We start from the raw sequence: 23,080 nt of genomic DNA on the forward strand, positions 1-23,080 counted from the left end.
CGCCGTCATACCCGACGCGCCCTGCCTGAAGCCGTCATGCCCCGGCTTGTCCGGGGCATCCACCCGGCCGCTCGGCCGCTGCATAGGGCAGAGCGCCGGCCCGGCCGTTCCGTGGATCCCCCGGACAAGCCGGGGGATGACGGCTGTTCGGGCGCCCGGCGGCCGCCGATCGGCTCAGAATTCCGTCAGATAGGCCGCGTCCCGCTGCACCACCTCGGCGAGATGCTGGAGCACGGCGCGGAAGCGGCCCATGAACTCGAGGTCCTCGTGGACGCTCACATAGATGTCGCGCATCACCACCACCTCGTCAGTGAGGATGGGGATGAGGCGCGGATTGCTCTTGGCCGAGAACAGCGGCAACAGCCCGATGCCGGCGCCGCGCGCCACCGCATTCTGCTGGGCGTGCATGGAGGTGGAGCGGAACGACACCTTCAAGGGCTCCAGCACATCCAAAAGCCAATGCACCGGCTGGATGGCGACCAGATCCTCCACATAATCCACGAAGGTGTGGGAGGGCAGCTCCGCCCGCGCCCTCGGCATGCCGAAGCGCCGCACATAGTCGGGCGCCGCATAGAGCGCGAGGCGGAACGCACCGATCTTGCGGACGGCGAGGCGCTGGCCCTGCGGCGGCACGAAGGAGATGGAGATGTCCGCCTCGCGCTTGGTGAGATTGATGAGATGGCGCTCGGTGACCAGCTCCACCACCAGCCCCGGCTCCTTCTCCGCCAGCTCCGCGAAGCGCTCGGCGAGGTAGAAGGCGCCGATGCCCTCCATGGAGGCGACGCGCACATGCCCGCGCGGCGCGCTCGGGGCCGCCTGCAGCGTCTCCTCGACACCCACCGCCTCCTGCTCGATGCGCTCGGCCACCGCGAACAGGCGATGGCCCGGCTCGGTCAGCACGAAGCCGTCGGGCTTGCGGTCGAACAGCTTGAGGGAAAGGTCCTTCTCCAGCTCGCTGATGCGGCGGGAGACCGTCGTGTGGTCCACCTTCAGCCGCCGCGCGGCGGGCATCAGCCGGCCCTGCCGCGCCAGTTCGAGGAAGAAGATCAGGTCGTTCCAGTTGAACATGGCTGAAGGTCCGCGCGCCCCGGTCCCGGTGATAGCAGCAGCCGGCGCGCCGCCCAACCCCGCCCCGGTTGCAGGGGAACGGTCTGGCGAAGACATGGCCGCGCGGATCGGCTAAGCCTTGCGCCCCGCCCCTCCCGTCGCCCCACGGATCGCTCATGCCGGTGAATGACACGCTCGACGCCTTCGTCTCCCATGGCCATTTCGAGCTTGCCCCCACGAACGCCGGGCCGCTCGACGGCCTTTCATTCGCGCTGAAGGACCTGTTCCACGTCGCCGGCGTGCCCACCGCAGCGGGAAGCCCGGCGTGGGTGGCGAGCCACCCCGTGCCGTCCGAGACTGCGCCGGTTGTGGACATGCTGCGCGGCGCCGGCGCCCGCCTCGTCGGCAAGACGCATACGGACGAAATGGCCTGGAGCCTCAACGGCGAGAACCACCATTACGGCACGCCCATCAACCCCGCCGCGCGGGAGCGCATTCCCGGCGGGTCCTCCTCCGGCTCGGCGGCGGCGACGGCCGGCGGGCTGGTGGATTTCGCCATTGGCTCGGACACCGGCGGTTCCGTGCGCCTGCCGGCGAGCTATTGCGGCCTGATCGGCCTGCGGCCGACCCACGGGCGCATCCCCATCGATGGCGCCGTGCCGCTGGCGCCCTCCTATGACACGGTGGGCTGGTTCGCCCGCGACGGGGAGACGTTCGCAAAGGTCGGCGCCGTGCTGCTCGGCGGCGTTCAGTCGATGCCCGCGCCGCGCCTGCTCCTCGCCCGCGATCTGTTCGAGGCGGCGGGGCCGCAGGTGACGGCGGCGCTGGCGCCGGCCCTGGCGCGGATCACGGCGCTCTATGGGGCGGCGGAGGAGGTGGATGTCGCCCATGGCGCTCTGCCCCACTGGCGCAACGCCTTCCGCGTCCTCCAGTCGGCCGACGCCTGGGCGGCCCACGCCGATTGGGTGCGCACGGCCCAGCCGGACTTCGGCCCGGGCGTGAAGGAGCGCTTTGCCGCCGCGGCCACCCTCGATCCCACCGATGTGGCCGAGGCGCGCGCCCTGCGGGACGAGGTGCGGGCCCGCATCGATGCGCTCTTGGGCGGGGACGGCATTCTCCTCCTGCCCACCGCACCCGGCATCGCACCGCTACGCGGCACGCCGCTGGCTGATCTGGAGGCCTTCCGCGCCCGCGCCATCGAGCTTCTATGCCTCTCCGGCCATGCCGGGACGCCCCAGATCTCGCTGCCGCTGGCGACGCTGGACGGCTGCCCGCTCGGCCTTTCTGCCATGGCGCCGCGCGGCAAGGACGAGATGCTGCTCGCCCTCGCCCGCGCGCTCGGCTGAAACAGAACTAGTTCTTCCGTCCGGCGGGGGCGCCGGCCACATACTGTATGGCGCGGTGGATGAGCTCGGCGAGGTTGGTCGCGCCGAGCTTGGCCTTCAGCTGGGAGCAGGTGTTGGCCACCGTCTTGTAGCTGACGCCCAGTTCGTCGGCGATCTGGCCATAGGCCTTGCCTTCGGCCAGCAGCGCCAGCGCCTGCAGTTCGCGCGGGGTGAGATCGGCCATCACGCCGCTGCGCCCGCGCGTTCCCAGCAGGGCCACCTCCAGCGCCAGGTCATGGCTGATGTAGGGCTGGCCGCGCCGCACCTTCTCGAAGGCTTCGATGAGGTCGTCGGGCGAGGTGTCCTTCAGGAGATAGCCGGTCGCCCCCGCCTCCAGCGCGCGGCTGGCAATCACCGGGTCGGCGTGCATGGAAAAGACGAGGATGGGCATGCGCGCCGCATGCGCCCGCAGCCGCCGCACCAGCGCGAGGCCGGCGAGGCCGCTGCCGTTGAGGGCGAGGTCCACGATCACCACATCCGGCCGCTTGCGCCGGAACAGGCGATAGCCGGCGAGCGCCGTCTGCGCCTCCATCAGGTCGCTGACGCCCGCGTCTTCCAGCAGGTGCCGGCAGCCCTGCAGCACGATGGGGTGGTCGTCGATAAGGAGAACGCTGGTCATACCGGATGCCCTGGCCCTGAACGCACACGCCCGCCCCCGGCGGAGGCCGGGGATACCGGTGCAGCATGCCCCAACGGGATCGGAAGCTCCACCAAAAGGCGCGCGCCGCCCTGCGCGCCCCGCTCCAGCCGGCACGTGCCGCCCAGCGCGCGGACCCGTTCCGTCATGCCCGAAAGGCCGTGGCTGACCTTCGGAAGGGCCGGCGGCCCCTCCCCGTCGTCCGCGACGACCAGACGCAGCAGCGCCCCCCCGCCGCGCCGCCCCTCCTCACCCACGGTGATGCGCACCGAGCGGGCATTGCCGTGCTTGAGGGCATTGGTGATGCCTTCCTGCGCGCAGCGATAGACGGTGGCGTCGAAGGACGGCTCGTAGTGATCGGCCAGCACGCCCGCCTCCAGCGCGAATCGCCGGTCGGGATCGTGCTGGCGAAAATCGCCGACGAGACTGGAAAGCACGTCCTTGAGCGGCACATGGCCAAGCGCCGCGGGGCGGATGCGGGTAAGGAGGCGGCGGTTGGCCACCTGCATCCGCTCCACGATCTCGATGAGGCTCCTCGCCCGCGCCACCATGCGTTCGGCATTCTCGGCCGGCGCCGTGGCGGCAAGGCGGGCGAGCGAATCGGCGCTGGCCTTCAGGCCGAACATGAGCGGCCCCAGTTCGTCGTGCAGGTCTCCGGCGATCTGGCGCCGCTCGTCCTCCTGCAGGCTCACAAGGCGGGCATAGAGGTGGGCATTCTCCTCGCGGGCAGCGCCGAGGGTCTCGGCGAAGGTGTTGAAACGCTCCGCCACCTCGGCGAGCTCCCGGGTGCGGGGCGGCTCGACGCGGCAGGCGAACTCGTTATGCTCGAGTTCGTCCAGCCCGTCGCGAAACCGGGAGAGATCGCGCCGCACCTGTCCCAACGCCACGAACAGGGCCGTGAGAATCGCGAAATTCACCGCGAGGGCGACGCTGGCGAAATCGAACACGTCGTCCCAGACCTCGGCCACCTCGTCGTCCGGCACGCCCTCAATGCGCACGCGACCGATGAGCATGCCATCGGCCACCACGTCGATGCGACGGGTCACCTGCGATACGCCGATGAGCCGGGCGAACCATGAGGGCGCGGCGTCACTGGGGGCCGGCGCGCCATCGGCCGGCAGCACGGCCGGGCGCCCGTCCGGCCCCTCGAGGGAGATCCTCACATGACGCAGGTGGCGCAGGTGCGGCGGGAAGGCCGCGGCAAGGCTTGTAACGGGCTCCGCGGCGACTCGCTCTGCCACCTCGCGGACCATGTTCTCGGCCATCTCGATGGACGCCACCATCTCGCGCCCCGCAGCGACCCGCGCATTCACCACCACCACGGCACCCGCCACCACGGCGGCGACCAGATTGATGGCAAGGACGGCGCCGAGCACGCGGGTGCGCAGCGAGACCCGGCGCGAACCGGCCTGCGCCGCTTCCGCCTCACTGGCGCCCGTTTGCCCTGCGCGCGCGATGCCCTGCGGCAGCGCAGTCCCCGGGGCGGGGTGGACGCTCATGGTTTCCTCCGTTCGGCCGCCGGCGTGGCAAGCACGGCGAGGGCCTCCGCGCGGCGCGCTCCGGCGGCGCGCAGATTGAAATAGTGCTGGCACAGATCACTATAGCCGATCCGCCCCACCGCGCGACCGACCGCGATGAAGCCCGCGAGCAGCGCCTGCGGGGTCTCGACCACGGAGATCTCGCCGAGCATCCGCTCAAGCTGGAGCGTGCGGTTCGCAAGCATGCGCCGGTTCTCGTCGAAGACCACGTCGGCCTCGCCGAGCAGCGCGGCGATCTCGGCCACCGCCTCCGGCGACGCAGGGGGCGCTCCCTTCGGTGTGGACCGCGTGGCGAGAAACACCTCGGGCGCGGTGGCGTCGCCCACATCCAGCCATTCGCGCCCCGCCCCGGCGCCTCTCGGGCTGGCGATCGAGGCACCTGACGGCGACATGGCCTGAGTGGGTGCCTGCTGAGTGGATTCCTGCGAAGAGGGTGCCTGGCTGGAGGCGACCGGCCGCCGCTCGTCCTCTTCGCCACAGGAGGCCAGCGCGAGCGCGCCCAACGCCGCGCAAAAGCAAATGGCGCGGCGTTGGGCGCGCGCCATCCCAAGGCAAGGCGCACGGCGATGCAGCTCCGCCAAAGCAATCCCACGTGCGGATTCTGCTGGACGTGCGGATAATTTCATCGCCCACGCACAGCCTCGCACCGCAAGGATCCCTGAATATTTTCTTGGAACAAGATGCATCCAGAATCCATCTTCGCGAAAACCCCATGGATATAAAGCATAACATCCTTGGCGGAGGCACAAATAGCGCGAAAGTCGCGGCGGCGGGAACGCCACGGAACGACCGGACAAACCGCATACTTATCAGCTACTTATGGAATTCCGGCAACCGTGTTTGCCAAGTGTTCCCATATTGAATTGCCGAATGATCGGCAGACAAAGGTTCCGATACGGCTTCAAGTGTCATCACACAAGATTAAGAACCATAAGAATTCAATAAGAAAAAGAAGAAGCGGGTCTCAGGTCGCAATCGGAGGACGACCGCCACCCTGGCCACCACCATCTCTGCTGTCCCGCAAGGTGCGATTCCCGCTGTCCCGGTCCCGGGAGAGCTGGTCGAGCCTGCGCGCGCCGGCGGAGGGGAAGCTCCGGCTCCCGCGCCCCCTGCGCTGCCCTTTCCGGCCGCGCGGGATACGCGGGAGCGCGGAGGGACAAGTCCAACCGAGTGAGGAACCACCCAAGGAAACGCCAAATGACGAGATTGTTTTCTTCCGTCTCCCTCTGCGCCGTGACCCTCGCCCTGGCGGCGGGCTCGGCGGCCGTCAATACGCAGGCGCTCGCCAACGACAAGCTCGTCGAAATCGCCAAGAGCGACGAGAACTGGCCGATGACCGGCAAGAATTACGACGCCAACAACTACAGCCCGCAAAAACAGATCAACAAGACGAACGTGAAGCAGCTTCGCGCCGCCTGGTCGTTCTCCACCGGCGTGCTGTCGGGCCACGAGGGCACCCCGCTCGTCGTCAACAACGTGATGTACATACACTCGCCGTATCCGAACACGACGTTCGCGGTGGGCCTGGACGATCCCGGCCACATCCTGTGGCAGCACAAGCCAAAGCAGAACCCCACCGCCCGCGCGGTCGCCTGCTGCGACGTGGTGAACCGCGGCCTCGCCTATTGGCCCGGCGACGGCAAGACCCCGCCGCTCATTCTCAAGACCCAGCTCGACGGCCACATCGTGGCGCTCAATGCCGAGACCGGCGCGGAGTTCTGGAAGCTGGAGAATTCCGACATCAAGGTCGGCTCCACCCTCACCATCGCGCCCTATGTGGTGAAGGACACGGTGCTGGTGGGCTCCTCCGGCGCCGAGCTGGGCGTGCGCGGCTACGTCACCGCCTATGACGTGAAGACCGGCGCGCAGAAGTGGCGGGCCTATGCCACCGGTCCGGATGAGCAGGTGAAGCTCGCCGACGACTTCAACAAGGCCAATCCCCAGTATGGCCAGAAGGGCCTCGGCACCGGCACCTGGGAAGGCGACGCCTGGAAGATCGGCGGCGGCACAAACTGGGGTTGGTACGCCTTCGATCCCTCCACGAACATGATCTACTACGGCTCCGGCAACCCCGCGCCGTGGAACGAGACCATGCGTCCCGGCGACAACAAGTGGACCATGACCATCTGGGGCCGCGACATCGACACCGGCGAGGCGCACTTCGGCTACCAGAAGACCCCGCACGACGAATGGGACTATGCCGGCGTCAACGTCATGATGCTCTCCGAGCAGAAGGACAAGACCGGCAAGATGCGCAAGCTCCTGACGCATCCGGACCGCAACGGCATCGTCTACACCCTCGACCGCACCGACGGCTCGCTCGTGTCCGCCGACAAGATCGACGACACGGTGAACTGGGTGAAGCAGGTGGACCTTAAGACCGGCCTGCCCCAGCGCGATCCCGAATACGCGACGCGCATGGACCACAAGGGCCGCGACATCTGCCCCTCGGCGATGGGCTACCACAACCAGGGTCACGACAGCTACGACCCGGAGCGGCAGTCCTTTTTCATGGGCATCAACCACATCTGCATGGATTGGGAGCCCTTCATGCTCCCCTACCGCGCGGGCCAGTTCTTCGTCGGTGCCACGCTGTGGATGTATCCCGGCCCCAAGGGCAACAAGCAGACCTATGAAGGTCTCGGCCAGGTGAAGGCGTACGACGCCATCAACAACAAGTACAAGTGGGAAGTGATGGAGCGCTTCGCGGCCTGGGGCGGCACGCTCGCCACTGCCGGCGGCGTGATGTTCTACGGAACGCTGGACGGCTTCATCAAGGCCCGCGACAGCGACACCGGCGAGCTGCTGTGGAAGTTCAAGCTGCCGTCCGGCGTCATCGGCCATCCCATGACCTACACCCACAAGGGCGTGCAGTACGTCGCCATCTATTACGGCGTCGGCGGCTGGCCGGGCGTGGGCCTGGTGTTCGACCTCAACGACCCCACCGCCGGCCTCGGCTCCGTGGGCGCGTTCAAGCAGTTGCAGAACTACACCCAGATGGGTGGCGGCGTGATGGTGTTCTCGCTCGACGGCAAGGGCCCCTACGACGACCCGAAGGTGGGTGAATACGCTTCCGGCGGCTGACCTCCGACAACCGCCCCTTGCCGGCCGCCGCTCCCGGGCGGCGGCCGGTTTCTTCTTTCGAAACGAGCGCATCAATCGCAATCCAGATCGCCTGCCGCAAGGCGGCGCGACCGGACGCGAACCAGACGGAGGCCCAACCGATGACCTGTTCTGCGAGCACATCCGCGCGCCACGCCGCGACGCCCGCCCCCGGCCATCTCGTCGCCGGAGCCCTTCTCGCCGGGACGCTGACCCTCTTCGCCGCGCCGGCCCTCGCGCAGACGGCGGAATCCGGCAAGATGTCGCCACAGACCGCCAACCAGGGCTCGGCGGCACCGGCGCAGGCCGCGACGCCGCCCGATCCCTCGATACTGCGCGTCTGCGCCTCCGAGGTGGAAGCCCCCTTCTCGCAGAAGGACGGCAAGGGCTTCGAGAACCGCATCGCCGGCGTGCTGGCGCAGGCCATGGGCCGCAAGGCGGTCTTTGTATGGACTTCCAAGCCCGCCATCTACCAGGTCCGCGACCAGCTCGACGCCAAGCTCTGCGACGTGGTGATGGGCGTCGACACCGGAGATACGCGGGTCCTCAGCTCCAAGCCTTACTACCGCACGTCCTACGTGCTGGTGACGAAGACCGACCGCAACATCACGGCGACCGACTGGAACGACCCGCAGGTGAAGGCGCTCAACCGCTTCGTCATCCGCTTCTATTCGCCCGGCGAGACCGTGCTGAAGCGCCTCGGCAAGTATGAGGATAACGCCGCCTATCTCTACGGTCTGGTCAACTTCCGCTCGCCCCGGAACCAGTATGTGCAGGTGCCGGGCGAGCGCGTCGTCTCGGAGGTCGCCAATGGCGAGGCCGACATCGCCTTCGCCTTCGCGCCGGAGGTGGCGCGCTATGTGAAGTCCTCGCAGGTGCCGCTGCGCATGAACCTCGCCGGCACCTCGCTCACCAAGTTCGACGGCACCGAATTGCCCCTCCACTATGACCAGTCGGTCGCCGTGCGGCTCGGCGACACCGCGCTCCTCGCCCAGATCGACGCGGCGCTGGTGAAGGCGCGGCCGCAGATCGACGAGATCCTGGCGGAAGAGGGCATCCCCCTGCTGAAGCCCAATTCATGAGCCGACGCGGCGCCGCCTTTTCAATCTGATTTTCTGGAAGGTCCAATGCACAGCCGATTTCTGTCGCGGGGCGTCAAGGCCCTCCTCGCCGTCGCCTTCGTGTCCGGCTTCGCGCTTGCCGCGCAGGCCACGCTCAACTTCACCAATACGGTAACGGGCCAGCCCCTCGACCTGTCAGATGCGCCGGAGGAAGGGCGAGATACGGAAGCGGTGAAGAAATTCCTCGCCACCGGCGTCAACATGTACCTGGAAAATTCATCCTGCCTGCCCAAGGGCAAGGATCTGTTCCTGTCCATGTGCTCGGGCTGCCACGGCCATTACGGCGAGGGCAAGATCGGCCCCGGCCTCAACGACAGCTACTGGACGTATCCGAAGAACATGACCGACCAGGGCCTGTTCGAGACCATCTTCGGCGGCGCGCAGGGACAGATGGGGCCGATGTACGGCGCGCTCAATCTCGACGAGATGCTGCTGGTGATGGCCTGGGTGCGCCACATCTACAAGGACGACCCCAACGATGCGGTTTGGCTGACCCCGGCGCAGCGCGCGGCCTTCAAGCGCTTCGACGACAAGGAAGACAAGACGCCGGATCTCGACAAGGCCCCGGTGTGCAAGGCGACGGCCGCGACCGCGGCTGGGAGCAAGTGAGAAGGCAAGAGAGAAGGGAGGACGACAAGATGAAGCATCAGGTTCGCATGCCCGTGCTCGCCGCTGCCGCCGCGTTCGCGGTGACGGCCCTCGCCGCCGGCGGCGCCGCCGCCTATGACGGCACCAATTGCAAGGCGCCCGGCAATTGCTGGGAGCCGAAGCCCGGCTATCCCGACAAGGTGGCCGGCAGCAAGTACGACCCCAAGCACAATCCGGCAGAGATCGCCAAGCAAGCCGAATCCATCACCCAGATGGAAGCGCGCAACAAGAAGCGCGTCGAGTATTTTCAGAAGACCGGGCAGTTCGTCTACGACGTAAGCAAGATTCCGGCAAACTGACGCAGCTTTTTCCGACCCCCACCAGCAAGGCTGAGCCTTCAGCAAAGCCGGGCAATCCTCCGATGGATGGTGGGCAACTGGCGCAGCCGCTCGGGCCTGCGTGCGGGAGAGCCGCCCCCGCCCGTCGGCTGCGCCTTTCTTGCCGCTGAGGCCTCGACCTACCGGCCAAGGGGAAGCCCTATGCACGCCATCGCCGACACGGACGGCGCGCTCGCCCAGTGGCGCGCCCGCGCCCTCGATTTCGAGAACGCGGTCGGCCGCATCGTGCTGGGGCAGGAGCGGGTGATCCGCCTTCTGACCATCGCGGTGTTCGCCCGCGGCCACGTGCTGCTGGAGGGCGACGTCGGCGTCGGCAAGACAACGCTGCTGCGCGCGCTCGCCCGCGCCATCGGCGGTGCCTATGAGCGGGTGGAGGGCACTATCGACCTCATGCCGGCGGATCTCGTCTACGACGCGCGCGTCGGCGAGGACGGCCGCCCGCGGGTCGATCCCGGACCGCTCCTGCGCCGGGGGCCGGAGCTTTCGGTCTTCTTTTTCAACGAGATCAACCGCGCGCGGCCGCAGGTCCACGCCATGCTGCTGCGGCTGATGGCGGAACGCACGGTTGCCGCCTTTGGGCGCGAATATGTCTTCCCTTTCCTGCAGGTGTTCGCGGACCGCAACCGCGTGGAGCGGGAGGAGACGTTCGAGCTGCCAGCCGCCGCCCGCGACCGCTTCTTCATGGAAGTGCAGGTGAAGGCGCCGGAGGATTTCGCCGCGCGTCGCGCGCTGGTGTTCGAGCCGCGCTTTCACGACACCGACCGCCTCATCGCGGAGGTGCCCGAGGCGGTCATCGACCACCGCAACCTCGATCAGGTCGCCCGCGAGATCCAGAACGCCATTCCCGCGAGCGACGCCATCGTCGCCTATACCATCGCGCTGTGGGACGCGATCCGCACGCCAGACCGCGCCGGCATCACGCTGCCCGGCGTGCGCATGGACCGCCTGGTGCAGGGCGGTGCGAGCCCGCGGGGGATGTCCTTCCTCATCCGCGCTGCCCGCGTGCGCGCATGGCTGGAAGGACGGGAGATCATCGTGCCGGAGGATTTGCGCGCCGTCTTCCCGGAGGTGATGGCGCATCGCATCTTCTTCGATCCGGTCTATGAGATGCGGCGCGAGGAGATCGCCGCCGATCTCTGCCGCGCCGCCTTCGCCACGGTGCCCGCGCCATGAGCGGGGGTATGGAAGGCGATTTCGATCGCACCGTCGTGCCCTACCGCCTCAGATGGCGCCCGCGCGGCGTGCATCCCGGCGCGCATCCCGGGCAGGGCGACGGCGGCGACGGCACCTTCCGCGCCCTCGTTCCGCTGGTCGCCCGGCCCGATCCGCGCCGCATCGACCTGCGCGCCTCGCTGCGCGATCCATTCGAGGGCGTGCACGTGCGCACCTTCGCCCCGCGACGCGCCACGACGGTCGCCGTGCTCACCGACCTTTCGGGCTCCATGGGCTTCGACGGCACGGGCGCGGAAGTCGCGCGCCTCGCCGCGACACTCGCCGCATCCGCCGGGGCGACGGGGGATGAATTCACCCTCATCGGCGCCGGGGACGGCGTTCGCGCCGATGCGTTCATTCCCGCCTCACGGCGCCGGGGGCTGGGCGCGCAGGTGGCGGCCACCCTCGCCGGCGCAGAGCCCGCGGGCATGAGCGCGCAAGGACTCGCGACCGCAGCCGAGCGCCTGCCGCGGCGGCGCTGCCTCGTCTTCCTCGTCTCCGACTTTCTCATGCCGCAGGCCGATCTCGACCTCACCCTCGATGCCCTGTGGCGGCACGACGTGGTGCCAGTGGTGGTGCGCGACAGCCGCGCCGAGGGCGATGTTCCGGCATGGGGGCTCATGGAAGTCGCCGATGCCGAGACGGGCGGGCGCCGGCTTGTATTCATGCGACCGCGCCTTCGCGCCCGCTGGCAGGCGGCGGCGCACGCGCGGCTTTCCGCGCTCGAGTCCAGCTTCGCCGCGCGTGGATACACGCCCTTCCACCTCGTGGACAGGTTTGACCCCGATGCGCTGGTCGCCTTTCTTGCCCGCCGCTAGGCCCTGCCGAAGGGCGGTACTCGCGTTTGCCGGCCTCCTGCTGGCGGCCACCCCGATCCGCGCAGCGGGCGTGGATCTCTATGCGCCGCGCGCCTTCGGCTATTACATCGGCGATACCATCTCGCTGGAGGCGGTCGTCACCCTCGATGCCGGCTGGCATCTGGATGAAAGCGCCCTGCCCCGCCCGCGCTCGGTCACCTACTGGCTGGACCTCAAGCGCCTCGACATGAAACCGGAGACCGCGCCGGACGGCACCCCGCGCTATCGCCTCACCCTCACCTACCAGACCTTCTATTCTCCGCTGGAGCCGCGCGCGCTGACCATTCCCGCCGTGCTGCTCGCCGCGCGCAGGGAAGACGCAGGCACGGGCGACGCGCGCCAGACGCTGACCATTCCCGCCTGGACCTTCGTCTCCTCGCCCCTGCGCGAGCTGGTCGCCAGCCAGCGGGGAAATCCCATGGCGCTCCAGCCGGACATCCGCCCGCGCCCCTACCCCCTCGCGCCCGATGCACGGCTCGCAGGGGCGGCGGCCATCGTCGCGGCCGCGAGCCTCATCGTGTTCGCGGCGGCCTCGGGATGGGGACCGTTCGCCGGCCACAGCCGCCCCTTCGCCGCCGCCCTGCGCCACATGCGTCGGCTTCCCGACCTCGACGCGCCGCTCGGCTACGAAGATGCCCTGCAACTCCTCCACCGCGCTTTCGACGCGGCGGCCGGACACCGGCTGTTTGGCGAGGATGTGTCCGCGTTCCTCGCCGAGCGGCCCGCCCTCGGTGGCGAGGCCCGGGAAATCGACCGCTTCTTCACCGCCTCCCGCATCGCCTTCTTCGGCGATGATCCGGAAGGAGCCATGGCCCTGTTCCCGCCCGCAGCATTGCTGGACCTCGCCCGGCGGCTCTCTGCCATCGAGCGGCGCGGCGGCACGCGGCCGAGCGGCGCGCGAGAGGAAGCGGCGTGATGTTCAGCCTCGACGTGGACCATCCCGCGCTCCTCTTCCTGCTGGCGCTGGCCCTCCTCCCGCTCGCGGCCCTCCCCCTGCGCGGCTCTGTGCTGCCGGCGGTGGCGCTGGTGCCGGCCGACGGGCTTTCCATCGCCGTCTCCCTCGGCATCCGGCTCGCGGGAGCGCTGGCCATCGCCGCGCTGGTGCTGGGCCTCGCCGGCCTGAACCTGAAGGCGCGGGAGATCGAGCGCATCGGCTCCGGCGCCAATCTGATGCTGCTCATCGATCGCTCCGCCAGCATGGACAACACCTTCGCCGACCGGGCGCCCGGTGCCGGCGAGGAATCGAAATCCGCCGCCGCCAAGCGCCTGCTCACGGAATTTCTGGTCCGCCGCCCGCGCGACCGCATCGGCATCGCCGCCTTCTCCACATCGCCCATCCCGGTGATGCCGCTGACCGACCATCACGAGGCGGTCGCCGCGGCGGTGGCGGCCATCGACCGGCCGGGCCTTGCCCTGACCGACGTGGGGCGGGGCCTCGCTCTCGCCCTCGACAGCTTCGACGCGACGGCCGGTTTGGGCGGCGCACGCGCGGTGCTGCTGGTGTCGGACGGCGCCGCCGTCATCGATCCACGCGTCCAGGCCGCGCTGCGCGATTCCCTGAAGCGCGCGCCGGTCCGGCTGTACTGGCTGTTCCTGCGCACGGTCGGCTCGCCCGGCATCTTCGACAAGCCGCGCGTGCCCGGCGAGGACACGCCGCAGGCCATGCCGGAGCGCCACCTCAACCTGTTCCTCGCCAGCCTCGGCGTGCCCTACCGCGCTTTCGAGGCCGGAAGTCCGGAAGCCGTGGCGAACGCCATTGCCGAGATCGACCGGCAGGAGAGCCAGCCCATCGCCTATCTGGAGCGCATTCCGCGCCGCGACTTCGCCCGCCTCTGCTACGCCATCGCCGCGGCTGCCTCCGCGCTCCTCTTGGCCGCGCGCCTCGCCGAGCGCGGCCTTGGTGCCCGACGGAACACTGCCTCCGGCCTCCCCGGCATCGAAACCCGGAGGGCGGCATGAGCCTGCGCACGCCCCCCATCCGCCTGCGCCGGCTCACCGCGCTGGTGTCCCTCGCGGTGCTGATCCTTGCGCTGGCGGTGATCGCCGTCACCGGCATCCGCATGGCCCTGAATGCCAACGCCAACCGAACGATCGCCGCGCTCGCCTCCGGCCGCGACGTGCCGGTGGCGCCCGATGCGCCGGATCGCCTGCTCCTGGCCCGCGCCCATTTCCTCATGATCCGCGACCGGCTGGACGAGGCGCAGCCGCTGGTGGACCGGCTGGCGGCGAGCGGCAGCCCGCTCGCGGTCGCCGGCCTCTACGACCTTGCCAACGCCCGTCTCGCCGTCGCCGTCTCGTTTCTGGAGAAGACCGAGATCGACCCCGCCGTGCCGCAGGTGCGCCTCGCCAAGGCCGGCTATCGCGCGTCCCTCGTGCGCGCGCCGGATTTCTGGGACGCCAAGTACAATCTCGACATCGCCATGCGCCTCGTGCGCGATTTCCCGCAGATCGAGCAGGACCAGCAGGACGAGGCGCAGGAGACGCCGAAACGCCTGTGGACCGATCTGCCCGGCCTGCCGAAGGGCCTGCCCTGATGCGGCCGAACCTGCGTACCCTCGCCCTCGCAGCGACCTGCGTGCTGGCCCTTGCGGCCACCATCGCGCCGCACCTCTCCAAGACGACCGACGCTTACCGGCTGCTGGCGGTCGTAGACATCACCGGATCCATGAACGTGCGGGACTACAGCTTCGAGGGCCGCCCGTCGTCGCGGCTCGACACGGTGAAGCGCGCCCTTGGCGCGCTGGCGGCCCGGCTGCCCTGCGGCTCGCGCATGGGGCTTGGCATGTTCACCGAGCGGCGCACCTTTCTGCTGTTCGAGCCGGTGGAGGTCTGCGCCGATTTCGCCCCGCTGGACGGCGCCATCGGCGCACTCGACTGGCGGATGGCGTGGGAGGGCGACAGCTATATCGCGTCCGGCCTCTATTCCGCCATCGACCTCGCCGGGCCGCTTGACGCCGATCTCCTCTTCTTCACCGACGGACAGGAGGCACCGCCGCTGCCGGCCTCGGGCGCGCCAGCCTTTTCCGGTGCGCCGGGTAAGGTGCGCGGCCTTATCGTCGGGGTCGGCGGCGAGACGCCCGCGCCCATCCCCAAGTTCGACCGGGATGGTCGGGAAATCGGCTTCTACGCCATGACCGACGTGCCGCAGGAGAACCGCCACGGCCTGCCGCCCACCGGCTCCGAGCAGCGCGAGGGCTGGCACCCGCGCAACGCCCCCTGGGGCGCGGAGGACGCCACAGGGCAGGAGCATCTCAGCGCGGTGCGCACCGACCATCTCAAGGACCTCGCCGCCGCAACGGGCCTTACCTACGCGCCGCTGGCCGATGCCGCGCGCCTCTCCGCAGCAATTAAGGCATCGGCCCGCCCCCGGCCGGTCGAAGGCACGCTCGACACCGCCCCGCTGCCGGCCACCCTCGCCCTGCTTCTGCTCGCAGCCCTTTATCTGGCGCAGCTGTGGCACCGACGCCCCGATTTTCCGCGTAACCGAAGGATTTCCCCGTCATGATCTTTGCCGCTCTCTGCCGCCACGCGGTGCTGCCTGCCCTCGGCCTCCTGCTCGCGCTCGCCGCTCCCGCGCAGGCGCACGGGCCGACCCCGCAGAAGGCCGAGGCCAAGGCCGCCGTGGCGGCCGCTCCCGACGCGGTGTGGAAGATCGCTGGGGATTTCGCCGGCATCGGCGCCTGGCATCCCATGGTGAAGGCGGTGAAGGCCAAGGGCGGCAATGCCGCCGGTGCGGAGCGCGTGCTGGTGCTGGAGAAGGGCGAGATCACCGACGGGCTCGATGACGTGGACACCGCCCAGCGCAGCCTGTCGTGGCGCCTCAACACCGAGAATGTGGAGGCCATGCCGGTGAGCTTCTACACCATCACCCTCAGCGTGAGCGACGCCGGCGGGGGCAAGAGCGAGGTGGTGATGGCCGGCCGCTTCTATCGCGGCGATACCTCGAACTTCCCGCCCGACGAGCTCAACGACGAGGCCGCCGTCGCGGCAATGACCGCCTTCTTCGAGGCGGGGGTCAACGGGCTGAAGGCGAAGGCGGAGGGCAAATGAGCTGGCGCGCCGCGCTCGCCATTCTGGCCTTGGGCTGGAGCGGAACCGCCGCCGCCGGCACGCTCTTGGCGGTGTGCCAGAGTGCGGCGGAGGTGGACGTCATCGACACGGCAGCCCGCACCGTCTCGGCGCGGGTGAAGGTGGACAAGGTGCCGGCCGGCATCACGCTGTCCCCCGACGGCGCGTCCGCCTTCATCACCCATCCGGACATCGGCCTGCTGACCCACCTCGACGTGAAGACACGGACGGTGGTCGCCACCGCCCGGATCGGCGGGCAGCCATTCGGCATCGCGGCGGCCCCGGACGGGGAGGCCCTCTACGTCGGTGACTGGTCCGGCGACAGGATCCTGCGCGTCGATCCGCGCACCCTTGCCGTCACCGGAACGCTCGCGGTGGGCCGGGCGCCGGCTCACCTCGCCATCGATCCTGAGGGCCGCACCCTCTACAGCGCCGACCGGGAGAGCGACGCCGTGAGCGTAATCGCCTTGTCCGCCTTCACCCGCATGGCCTCAATCCCCGTCGGCCGCGCTCCCTACGCCCTCGACGCCACCTCACCCACGCGGGTGGCGGCGGCGGATGTGCGCGGCGGGGATGTGGCGTTGATCACCAAGGAAAATCATGAGGTTACGCGTATCGGCGGCATGAAAATGCCCTATGGCGTCGCCTTCGTGCCCGGCCACGATCTGCTGCTCGTCACGGACCAGCAGGGCGGAACGCTCGACTTGATCGATCTCTCGGCGGGCACCATCACCAAGCGCCTGCGCCTCGGCGGATCGCCGGAAAGCGTACTTGTGGATGGGACGACCGGCCGCGCCTACGTGGCCGAGTGGTTCTCCAACCGCGTCACCGTCGTGACCCTCGATGATTTCACCATCGCCGCCCGCATCCCGGTCTGCGACGGTCCACGGGTGATGGCATTGATTCCCTGAAATTCCGCTTGCGCCCAAGCTCCCGCCGCGTTCCGGTTGGACCGGAATGCGGAATGGGGCCATGCACGAGATTTCACTGATCTTCACCTGCCTCTTGATCGGCGTCGTATTGCGCTGGTCTGGCCGGCTGCCCGACACCGCCACCAAGGCTTTCGGCGGATGGGTGATCAATGTGGCGTTGCCGGCGACCGCGCTGCACAGCGTCCATGGCCTGAAGATGGATGACGGGTGGTGGCTCGCGGCGGCGACGCCGTGGATCGGCGCCATCCTTGCAATCCTTGTCATCGTGCCGCTGTGCCGGGCCTTCGGCTGGTCGCACCGGCGAGCCGGCGCGCTGCTGCTGGTGGGCGGCTGGGGCAACACATCCTTCGTGGGCCTGCCCATGATCGCGGCCTTCGCCGGCAGCCAGTGGCTGGGGCTCGGCATCGTCATCGACCTGTTCGGCTCCTACCTCGCCCTCTCCACGCTGGGCCTGGCCATTGCGGCTGTCGCAAGCGCGGGGCATTTCGACTGGCGGGCCGTGGCGAAGCGGATCGCCACCTTCCCCCCCTTCTGGGCCATCCTAATCGCCTTCGCCACCAACGATCTGCCGCGCCCGGATTGGCTCGACCAACTGGTCGAAGCGCTGGCCCGGACGCTCACCCCCATCGCCCTCGCGGCCGTGGGCTATGCCCTTCGTTTTGATCGCATTTCCGGCCGCCTGGGGGCGCTGGCGGTGGGGCTCGGCTATCGCCTGCTGCTGGCGCCGCTGGCCATCTTCCTGATGTATGCGGCGCTTGGACGAACCAGTGATCCGGTGGCGCAGGTGGCGATGCTGGAGATGGCCATGCCGCCCATGCTCGGGGCCAGCATCATCGCGCTCGACCACGATCTGGAGCCGGACCTCGTGGCCCTCGTCATCGGCATCGGCGTGCCGCTTTCCATGCTCACCGCCTGGATGTGGTGGGGGCTCGTCATCAGTCCATGACGGGGATGACGCCCACCGCAAATCCCTGGTATTGAAGCGATTTCAGCCTCACCTCCCCATCCGCGACGGCGAGGCGAACCGGCCCTCCTGGGGGCCGGTGATAGAGGTCCGGATGGGCGGCGAGGAAGGTCGCCTGCTCGTCGTCGGGGGCAAACGACATGCCGTCCAGATAATGGTGGCCGTTGCGCTCGACATGGGTCAGGCCCAGGAGGGAGACGAGGGCGAGGTCCTGCTGGGTGCTGATGCCGGACCAGGTGCAAAGGTCTTCTGCGGAAAGGAAAAATCGGCTTTCGCCCAGCTCCGAATTGGCCTTGGCGATGCGGGCGGCGTTGAGGGTGGATTTGTAGAAGCCCTTGCAGGTCTTGCTGGAAACACCCTGATATCCCACAGAGATAGCCTTGGGGAAGGCATCCAGGGTGGCGTCCGATTCGTCGATCATCACGGGCTTCAGGGATGCCAATGCCCCCACCTCCCGCTCCAGGGCGACGGCGCGGCGGATGGGCTGTTCGATGTAGAGGGTGGAGGCGCAAAGCCTTGAAAGCGCAGGCATTTCCGACATGCGCCGCCACAGTTCGACGATGCCCTCCACGTCCGAATACTGCTCGTTGCCATCCAGAGTGATGTGATACTGGGCAGTCCCGGCATCCAGCACCGCGGCAATGCGGGTGAGGCGGTCCAGATCGGCGGCCATGTCGCCGCCGGCCTTCAGCTTGTAGAAGCGGCAGCCGTAAGTTTTGACAACATCCTCAAGGGTTTGCGGCAGGCCGTCCGGGGGGCCTTCGAGGGGATCGCCGGCGGTCAGCGCGTCCACCATGCCCACGGTGTGGCGCACGCCGATGGTATCCTGGGGCTGCAAACTGCCCAGAAACTGGGCGATATCGAAGCCATCAAGGTCCGCGGTCAAGCCGGAGCTAACGGTGATACCTGCCACATTGCCCCGCATCATCGCCGCGAAGGACAGCCTCAGCATCCGCCCGGTGGCATCCAGAATGGCTCGGTCCACCAGCGCCGGGCCGTAGGAGGCGACCAGCGGGTTGAGACCCTGCGCGGCGCAGCGGGCCTGCTGCTCCTTGTAAACGCTTGCGGAAAGGCCGAACGGCGTGTCCGCCGGGAGGGCAGCGTACAGCTCCAGCGCGATCGCCAGGGACGTCCGCAACTGCTCCACATTGTCGTCGTCGGAGAGCGCGGGATTCTTGTCGAACCATTTGGGCAGAAGGCATTCGGCGGCGATGCCAACGGCACCGCGCCCGTCCGCCGCCGCGATCCGCACGGTCAATTCCGCCTGCCGCACCTCCCGCAGCGTCGCGACGCCGAAGCGGAAGGGCATGCGCAGCTTCGCCGCGCGCTCGCGCAGGTTCGCCTCGGCCAGCCGCACGCGCGGCGCCGCGTCTTCTCCCATGATTTTATCCTTGTATTTGCGCTGGTTATTCCACCATGCGCGGGAAGGCGCCGCTGCGGGCGCGGGCCTCCAGCGGCCAGGTCTCGCCCAGCCGGCGGGTGGTCGCCATCACGAAGGAGCCGCAGCTTTCGAGGTCCGCCCGGCTCATGCGGTTGGTCGGGGCGGCAAGGCTCACCACGCCCACGCATTCCGGTGCGCCGCCCAGCGTCGAGGCGAGGATGGGGGCGGCGACGGCGCCCACGCCCAGCTCATTCTCCTCATAGCTCAGCGCGAAGCCGCGCCGCGCCACCTCCTCCAGCTCCGCACGAATGTCGGAGATGGAGGTCTTGGAATGCGCGGTGGACGCCTCGATGCCCTGATGCATCAACAGCTTGAGGGCATCGGCGAACGGCAGCGTCGAGAGCCACGCCTTGCCGGTGGCGTGGGTGTGGAGGCCGATCTCCAGCGTATAGTTGGGATCGATGCGCAGCGACCTCTTGCTGCCCGCAAAGGATTGCACCCAAACGATTCTCTGCCCGCCCGGCTCGACGATGGCGAGCCGCACCAGCTCGCCCGTCTCTTCCGCCAGCTGCCGCAGCGCCGCCGAGCACTGGTCCAGCAGCCGGCTGGTCTGCAGGTGGCGCAGGCCGAGGTTGCTGATGCGGTAGGTGAGGTAATAGCGCTGGGCCCGCTCGTCGCGCCACACCAGCATCTGGGACTCCAGCGTATTCAACAGCTTGGAGACGATGGCCTTGTTCAGGTCGAGGCGACGGGCAATCTCGGCCAGAGGGAAGCCGTCCACGGAATCGGCCAGCATCCCGATGATGTCGAAGGCGCGCTCCACCGAGACGATTGTCTCGTCGATCTTCTCGGGACGGACCCCGGCCGCAACTTTCGCCATCTCATCAACCCTTCGACGCACGCGCATCACTGATAACGATGTTATCTATCATTTTGAGCCTGACAAGGCCAGATCGGCGCGCAAACTGCGAAGCTGAACCGAAAATACCCGCTTGACTCCGACTTTGGACGAATCTAGCCCTATAGATATGGGTAACGGCGTTACCCAATAAATGAGCAGGCCGGCACCCGAACCCGTCAAGGTTCGAGACGGTTCAGGCCCCGGTTCGGGGCGGTTGAACCGCCTTTTCGGGTGCCATTCGAGGCCTGTCAGGAAAAATGGGAGCGGATTCGTGAGTGAACGCCTGACCTTCGACACCGTGCCGGACCTGATCGAGACCGAGGAGCAGCTCGAGGAGCTGGTCTCCCGGCCCACCCAGGGGCTGGTGGACGACTTCGCCACTTTGGACGGGGACATCATCGTTCTGGGTGTCGCGGGCAAGGTCGGCCCCTCCCTCGCCCGCATGGCCAAGAGGGCTGCGCCGGACAAGAGGGTGATCGGGGTGGCGCGCTTCTCTGAAGCCGGGTCCAAGGAGGAGCTGGAGGGTTTCGGCATCGAGACCATCCGCTGCGACCTCCTGGATGCCGAGGCCGTCGCGCAGCTGCCCAAGGTGAAGAACGTCGTCTACATGGCTGGCAAGAAGTTCGGCACCAATGACGACCCCTCCTTCGCCTGGGCCATGAACACCATGGTGCCCGCCACCGTCGCCTCCCACTTCCGCGACAGCCGCATCGTCGCCTTCTCCACCCTGTGCGTCTATCCGTTCGGCGTCTTCGCCCATAACGGCTGGGACGAGCGGGTGCAGCCGCGCCCGGTGGGGGACTATGCGAACTCCTGCGTCGGCCGCGAGCGCGCGTTCGAATATGGCTCCCACGTGCATGGCACGCCCGGCCGCCTCGCCCGGCTGAACTATGCCATCGACCTGCGCTACGGCGTGCTGCACGACATCGCCAGCTGGGTGCATCGCGGCGAGCCGATCCCCATCCGCACCGGCCATGCGAGCGTGATCTGGCAGGGGGATTCCAACGCGCAGATCCTGCGCTGCCTGAAGCACTGCACGGTGCCCACCACCCCCATCAACATCGGCGGGCCGGAGCAGGCGAGCGTGCGGGCCATCGCCCATGCGTTCGGCGAGAAGTTCGGCAAGGCGCCCATCTTCGAGGGCGAGGAAGAGCCCACCGGCTGGGCCAACAGCACGTTCCAGGCCCAGCGCCTGTTCGGCTATCCCAACGTGCCGCTCGCCCGGATGATCGACTGGGTGGCCCATTGGGTGGAGAAGGGCGGCGCCATCTATGGCAAGCCCACGCGGTACGAAGTCCGCGACGGCCTCTTCTGAGCGCCGCCGCCATGACCCGCGAAGAGCCCCATCCCGGCCCCGCCCTCGGCTTTATGGGCTTCTGGGCCGACATCGATGCGGAGTACGAACTCCGCTATCAGGAATGGCACAATTGCGAGCACATGCCGGAGCGGGTGGGGATTCCCGGCTTCATCGAGGGGCGGCGCTATCGCGCCGTCCACGGCAGCCCGCGCTTCTTCATGTGCTATGTCACGGAAGGCCCCGAGGTGCTGGGCAGCGCGGCCTATCTCGCCGCGCTGAACCGGCCAACGCCCTGGACCAGCGAGGCGCTCACCCACTTCCGCAATCCGGTGCGCTCGCTCTACCGCAACCATTGCCGGGTCGGCTTCGCGGGGGGCTATGCCCCCTACATCCTCCAGCGCCGGTTCGACCATAAGGCCGACGCCGCAACCCTGGCGGAGATGGTCCGGGCGGCGGTGGCGCAGGACACCTCAGGCGTTCTTTCGGGCACCCTTTCGGGCGGCCTCTATGAGGTGGACGAGGCCATCTCCGGCATCATGACGGCGGAGCGCCGCATCTATTCCGGCGGGCCCGGGCGCCAGCAATATCTCTTCACCATCGAGGCCCTCGACCGCGACCAGGCGGAGGCGGCCGGGCGCCGTCTGGACGCCCTGGTGGCCGAAGGCGCCAGCGAGATCAATCCCGGCCTCTACTGGCTGGAAAACCGCATCCAGTCCGCCCAGCTGCGCCGGCCCGCCGCCGCGCAGCAGGACGCGCAAGCCGCCACCCCGGCGGACACCCGCATTCCCGAAAGGCTCACCCCATGAAGCTCCTGCGCCATGGCGCGGCCGGTGCCGAACGGCCCGGCCTCCTCGCCGCCGACGGCACGGTGCGCGACCTGTCCGACATCGTGCCGGACATCGACGCCGCCTTCATAGCCGATCCCGCCCGCCTTGCCGCGCTGAAGGCGGTGGACCCGCTCTCCCTGCCGGTGGTGGAGGGGGAGGTGCGCCTCGCGCCGCCCTTCACCGGCATCGGCAAGATTGTGGGGGTGGGCCTCAATTATCACGACCACGCCCGCGAATGCGGCCTGCCCATTCCCGAAGAGCCCATCCTCTTCATGAAGGCCACCACTTCTCTGTGCGGCCCCTATGACGCCATCCGCCTGCCGGAAGGCTCGGAAAAGACCGACTGGGAGGTGGAGCTGGGCGTCGTCATCGGCACCACCGCTCGCAAGGTGTCCGAGGCGGAGGCCCTCGACCATGTCTTCGGCTATTGCATCGCCCATGACGTGTCCGAGCGCGCCCACCAATTGGAGCACGGCGGGCAGTGGACCAAGGGCAAGAGCCACGACACCTTCTGCCCCCTCGGCCCCTGGCTGGTGACGGCGGACGAGGTGGGCGACCCGCAGGCCCTTGATCTGTGGTGCTCGGTGGATGGCGAGATGCGCCAGAACAGTTCCACCGGCGACATGATCTTCAAGGTGGCGGAGATCGTCTCCTATGTCAGCCGCTTCATGACGCTGGAGCCCGGCGACCTCATCATCACCGGCACGCCGGCGGGGGTGGGGCTGGGGCTGAAGCCGCAGGTCTATCTCGCCCGCGGGCAGGAGGTGCGCCTCGGCATCGCCCGCCTCGGCGAGCAGCGCCAATCCGTGGTCTGAGGAGGCATGC

At 68.6% G+C, this 23,080-nt stretch carries 23 protein-coding genes; 17 read left to right on the top strand and 6 right to left on the bottom strand.

Annotation, left to right across the window (positions count from 1 at the left end; all coding sequences use genetic code 11):
* Positions 1–174 precede the first annotated feature (174 nt).
* Positions 175–1,068: a LysR family transcriptional regulator gene (locus J2126_RS03900; protein WP_209484148.1), complete on the bottom strand. Its 894-nt coding sequence runs from the start codon at positions 1,066–1,068 to the stop codon at positions 175–177.
* 155 nt (positions 1,069–1,223) lie between these two features.
* On the opposite strand from J2126_RS03900, the gene J2126_RS03905 reads away from it, so the two are divergent.
* Positions 1,224–2,393, top strand: a complete 1,170-nt coding sequence (locus J2126_RS03905; protein WP_209484150.1) for an amidase — start codon at positions 1,224–1,226, stop codon at positions 2,391–2,393.
* Positions 2,394–2,400: 7 nt separating this feature from the next.
* Here the strand turns inward: J2126_RS03905 and J2126_RS03910 are convergent, their stop codons facing one another.
* Genes J2126_RS03910 through J2126_RS03920 form a run of 3 tightly spaced genes read right to left on the bottom strand, consistent with a single transcriptional unit; the run spans position 2,401 to position 5,152 of the window.
* Positions 2,401–3,051: a response regulator gene (locus J2126_RS03910; protein ID WP_209484152.1), complete on the bottom strand. Its 651-nt coding sequence runs from the start codon at positions 3,049–3,051 to the stop codon at positions 2,401–2,403.
* Entirely contained in the window at positions 3,048–4,568 is a 1,521-nt protein-coding gene (locus J2126_RS03915; RefSeq protein ID WP_209484154.1) for a histidine kinase, read from the bottom strand. The genes J2126_RS03910 and J2126_RS03915 overlap by 4 nt, the downstream gene beginning before the upstream one ends.
* Positions 4,565–5,152 (bottom strand): hypothetical protein, encoded by a 588-nt coding sequence (locus tag J2126_RS03920; protein WP_209484156.1) that lies wholly within the window; start codon positions 5,150–5,152, stop codon positions 4,565–4,567. Before J2126_RS03920 ends, J2126_RS03915 begins: the two co-directional genes overlap by 4 nt.
* 652 nt (positions 5,153–5,804) lie before the next feature.
* Between J2126_RS03920 and J2126_RS03925 the strand changes: the two genes are divergently transcribed.
* From J2126_RS03925 to J2126_RS03985, 13 genes are all read left to right on the top strand, one after another.
* Positions 5,805–7,691: a methanol/ethanol family PQQ-dependent dehydrogenase gene (locus J2126_RS03925; protein WP_209484158.1), complete on the top strand. Its 1,887-nt coding sequence runs from the start codon at positions 5,805–5,807 to the stop codon at positions 7,689–7,691.
* 140 nt (positions 7,692–7,831) lie between these two features.
* Complete coding sequence (gene moxJ / locus J2126_RS03930) at positions 7,832–8,791, top strand: methanol oxidation system protein MoxJ (RefSeq protein WP_245327195.1); 960 nt, start codon at positions 7,832–7,834, stop codon at positions 8,789–8,791.
* 45 nt (positions 8,792–8,836) lie between these two features.
* A complete protein-coding gene (gene moxG / locus J2126_RS03935) occupies positions 8,837–9,439 on the top strand; it encodes a cytochrome c(L), periplasmic (RefSeq protein WP_209484160.1) in 603 nt (200 codons plus the stop codon).
* Between the two features lie 47 nt (positions 9,440–9,486).
* Positions 9,487–9,777 carry a methanol dehydrogenase [cytochrome c] subunit gene (locus tag J2126_RS03940; RefSeq protein WP_245327663.1) on the top strand — a complete coding sequence of 97 codons (291 nt, stop codon included), beginning with the start codon at positions 9,487–9,489 and terminating at the stop codon, positions 9,775–9,777.
* Between the two features lie 180 nt (positions 9,778–9,957).
* Entirely contained in the window at positions 9,958–10,989 is a 1,032-nt protein-coding gene (locus tag J2126_RS03945) for an AAA family ATPase (RefSeq protein ID WP_209484164.1), read from the top strand.
* Entirely contained in the window at positions 10,986–11,846 is an 861-nt protein-coding gene (locus tag J2126_RS03950; RefSeq protein ID WP_245327196.1) for a hypothetical protein, read from the top strand. The genes J2126_RS03945 and J2126_RS03950 overlap by 4 nt, the downstream gene beginning before the upstream one ends.
* A 70-nt stretch (positions 11,847–11,916) precedes the next feature.
* Positions 11,917–12,801, top strand: a complete 885-nt coding sequence (locus tag J2126_RS03955; protein ID WP_209484166.1) for a nonribosomal peptide synthetase MxaA — start codon at positions 11,917–11,919, stop codon at positions 12,799–12,801.
* Complete coding sequence (locus J2126_RS03960; protein WP_209484168.1) at positions 12,801–13,844, top strand: vWA domain-containing protein; 1,044 nt, start codon at positions 12,801–12,803, stop codon at positions 13,842–13,844. The genes J2126_RS03955 and J2126_RS03960 overlap by 1 nt, the downstream gene beginning before the upstream one ends.
* Positions 13,841–14,419, top strand: coding sequence for a hypothetical protein (locus J2126_RS03965; RefSeq protein ID WP_245327197.1), 579 nt, complete (start codon positions 13,841–13,843; stop codon positions 14,417–14,419). Before J2126_RS03960 ends, J2126_RS03965 begins: the two co-directional genes overlap by 4 nt.
* Positions 14,419–15,390: a vWA domain-containing protein gene (locus J2126_RS03970; protein WP_209484170.1), complete on the top strand. Its 972-nt coding sequence runs from the start codon at positions 14,419–14,421 to the stop codon at positions 15,388–15,390. The genes J2126_RS03965 and J2126_RS03970 overlap by 1 nt, the downstream gene beginning before the upstream one ends.
* Entirely contained in the window at positions 15,387–15,935 is a 549-nt protein-coding gene (locus J2126_RS03975; protein ID WP_209484172.1) for an SRPBCC family protein, read from the top strand. Before J2126_RS03970 ends, J2126_RS03975 begins: the two co-directional genes overlap by 4 nt.
* Positions 15,932–16,864, top strand: a complete 933-nt coding sequence (locus J2126_RS03980) for a YncE family protein (RefSeq protein ID WP_209484174.1) — start codon at positions 15,932–15,934, stop codon at positions 16,862–16,864. Before J2126_RS03975 ends, J2126_RS03980 begins: the two co-directional genes overlap by 4 nt.
* Before the next feature lie 61 nt (positions 16,865–16,925).
* Complete coding sequence (locus J2126_RS03985) at positions 16,926–17,831, top strand: AEC family transporter (RefSeq protein WP_209484176.1); 906 nt, start codon at positions 16,926–16,928, stop codon at positions 17,829–17,831.
* On the opposite strand, the gene J2126_RS03990 is transcribed toward J2126_RS03985, so the two are convergent.
* Positions 17,821–19,230, bottom strand: coding sequence for a mandelate racemase (locus J2126_RS03990; protein ID WP_209484178.1), 1,410 nt, complete (start codon positions 19,228–19,230; stop codon positions 17,821–17,823). The two genes, J2126_RS03985 and J2126_RS03990, sit on opposite strands and share 11 nt — an antisense overlap.
* Positions 19,231–19,255: 25 nt before the next feature.
* Complete coding sequence (locus tag J2126_RS03995) at positions 19,256–20,110, bottom strand: IclR family transcriptional regulator (RefSeq protein WP_209484180.1); 855 nt, start codon at positions 20,108–20,110, stop codon at positions 19,256–19,258.
* Positions 20,111–20,402: 292 nt separating this feature from the next.
* On the opposite strand from J2126_RS03995, the gene J2126_RS04000 reads away from it, so the two are divergent.
* Genes J2126_RS04000 through J2126_RS04010 form a run of 3 tightly spaced genes read left to right on the top strand, consistent with a single transcriptional unit; the run spans position 20,403 to position 23,070 of the window.
* Positions 20,403–21,446 carry an NAD-dependent epimerase/dehydratase family protein gene (locus tag J2126_RS04000; RefSeq protein ID WP_348634222.1) on the top strand — a complete coding sequence of 348 codons (1,044 nt, stop codon included), beginning with the start codon at positions 20,403–20,405 and terminating at the stop codon, positions 21,444–21,446.
* An 11-nt stretch (positions 21,447–21,457) separates the two neighbouring features.
* The gene (locus J2126_RS04005) at positions 21,458–22,234 is read left to right on the top strand and encodes a DUF4286 family protein (RefSeq protein ID WP_209484185.1); all 777 of its coding nucleotides are present in this window, start codon (positions 21,458–21,460) and stop codon (positions 22,232–22,234) included.
* Positions 22,231–23,070, top strand: a complete 840-nt coding sequence (locus J2126_RS04010; RefSeq protein ID WP_209484187.1) for a fumarylacetoacetate hydrolase family protein — start codon at positions 22,231–22,233, stop codon at positions 23,068–23,070. Before J2126_RS04005 ends, J2126_RS04010 begins: the two co-directional genes overlap by 4 nt.
* The last annotated feature ends 10 nt before the right edge of the window (positions 23,071–23,080 follow it).

The organism is Xanthobacter flavus, from assembly GCF_017875275.1.
Classification (GTDB): Bacteria; Pseudomonadota; Alphaproteobacteria; order Rhizobiales; family Xanthobacteraceae; genus Xanthobacter; species Xanthobacter flavus_A.

What these genes read in the sequence shown, in the direction of transcription:
- J2126_RS03900 (WP_209484148.1), bottom strand. Translation starts at nt 1,068, where the DNA reads ATGTTCAACTGGAACGACCTGATCTTCTTCCTCGAACTGGCGCGGCAG.
- J2126_RS03905 (WP_209484150.1), top strand. Translation starts at nt 1,224, where the DNA reads ATGCCGGTGAATGACACGCTCGACGCCTTCGTCTCCCATGGCCATTTC.
- J2126_RS03910 (WP_209484152.1), bottom strand. Translation starts at nt 3,051, where the DNA reads ATGACCAGCGTTCTCCTTATCGACGACCACCCCATCGTGCTGCAGGGC.
- J2126_RS03915 (WP_209484154.1), bottom strand. Translation starts at nt 4,568, where the DNA reads ATGAGCGTCCACCCCGCCCCGGGGACTGCGCTGCCGCAGGGCATCGCG.
- J2126_RS03920 (WP_209484156.1), bottom strand. Translation starts at nt 5,152, where the DNA reads ATGGCGCGCGCCCAACGCCGCGCCATTTGCTTTTGCGCGGCGTTGGGC.
- J2126_RS03925 (WP_209484158.1), top strand. Translation starts at nt 5,805, where the DNA reads ATGACGAGATTGTTTTCTTCCGTCTCCCTCTGCGCCGTGACCCTCGCC.
- moxJ (WP_245327195.1), top strand. Translation starts at nt 7,832, where the DNA reads ATGACCTGTTCTGCGAGCACATCCGCGCGCCACGCCGCGACGCCCGCC.
- moxG (WP_209484160.1), top strand. Translation starts at nt 8,837, where the DNA reads ATGCACAGCCGATTTCTGTCGCGGGGCGTCAAGGCCCTCCTCGCCGTC.
- J2126_RS03940 (WP_245327663.1), top strand. Translation starts at nt 9,487, where the DNA reads ATGCCCGTGCTCGCCGCTGCCGCCGCGTTCGCGGTGACGGCCCTCGCC.
- J2126_RS03945 (WP_209484164.1), top strand. Translation starts at nt 9,958, where the DNA reads ATGCACGCCATCGCCGACACGGACGGCGCGCTCGCCCAGTGGCGCGCC.
- J2126_RS03950 (WP_245327196.1), top strand. Translation starts at nt 10,986, where the DNA reads ATGAGCGGGGGTATGGAAGGCGATTTCGATCGCACCGTCGTGCCCTAC.
- J2126_RS03960 (WP_209484168.1), top strand. Translation starts at nt 12,801, where the DNA reads ATGTTCAGCCTCGACGTGGACCATCCCGCGCTCCTCTTCCTGCTGGCG.
- J2126_RS03965 (WP_245327197.1), top strand. Translation starts at nt 13,841, where the DNA reads ATGAGCCTGCGCACGCCCCCCATCCGCCTGCGCCGGCTCACCGCGCTG.
- J2126_RS03970 (WP_209484170.1), top strand. Translation starts at nt 14,419, where the DNA reads ATGCGGCCGAACCTGCGTACCCTCGCCCTCGCAGCGACCTGCGTGCTG.
- J2126_RS03975 (WP_209484172.1), top strand. Translation starts at nt 15,387, where the DNA reads ATGATCTTTGCCGCTCTCTGCCGCCACGCGGTGCTGCCTGCCCTCGGC.
- J2126_RS03980 (WP_209484174.1), top strand. Translation starts at nt 15,932, where the DNA reads ATGAGCTGGCGCGCCGCGCTCGCCATTCTGGCCTTGGGCTGGAGCGGA.
- J2126_RS03985 (WP_209484176.1), top strand. Translation starts at nt 16,926, where the DNA reads ATGCACGAGATTTCACTGATCTTCACCTGCCTCTTGATCGGCGTCGTA.
- J2126_RS03990 (WP_209484178.1), bottom strand. Translation starts at nt 19,230, where the DNA reads ATGGGAGAAGACGCGGCGCCGCGCGTGCGGCTGGCCGAGGCGAACCTG.
- J2126_RS03995 (WP_209484180.1), bottom strand. Translation starts at nt 20,110, where the DNA reads ATGGCGAAAGTTGCGGCCGGGGTCCGTCCCGAGAAGATCGACGAGACA.
- J2126_RS04005 (WP_209484185.1), top strand. Translation starts at nt 21,458, where the DNA reads ATGACCCGCGAAGAGCCCCATCCCGGCCCCGCCCTCGGCTTTATGGGC.
- J2126_RS04010 (WP_209484187.1), top strand. Translation starts at nt 22,231, where the DNA reads ATGAAGCTCCTGCGCCATGGCGCGGCCGGTGCCGAACGGCCCGGCCTC.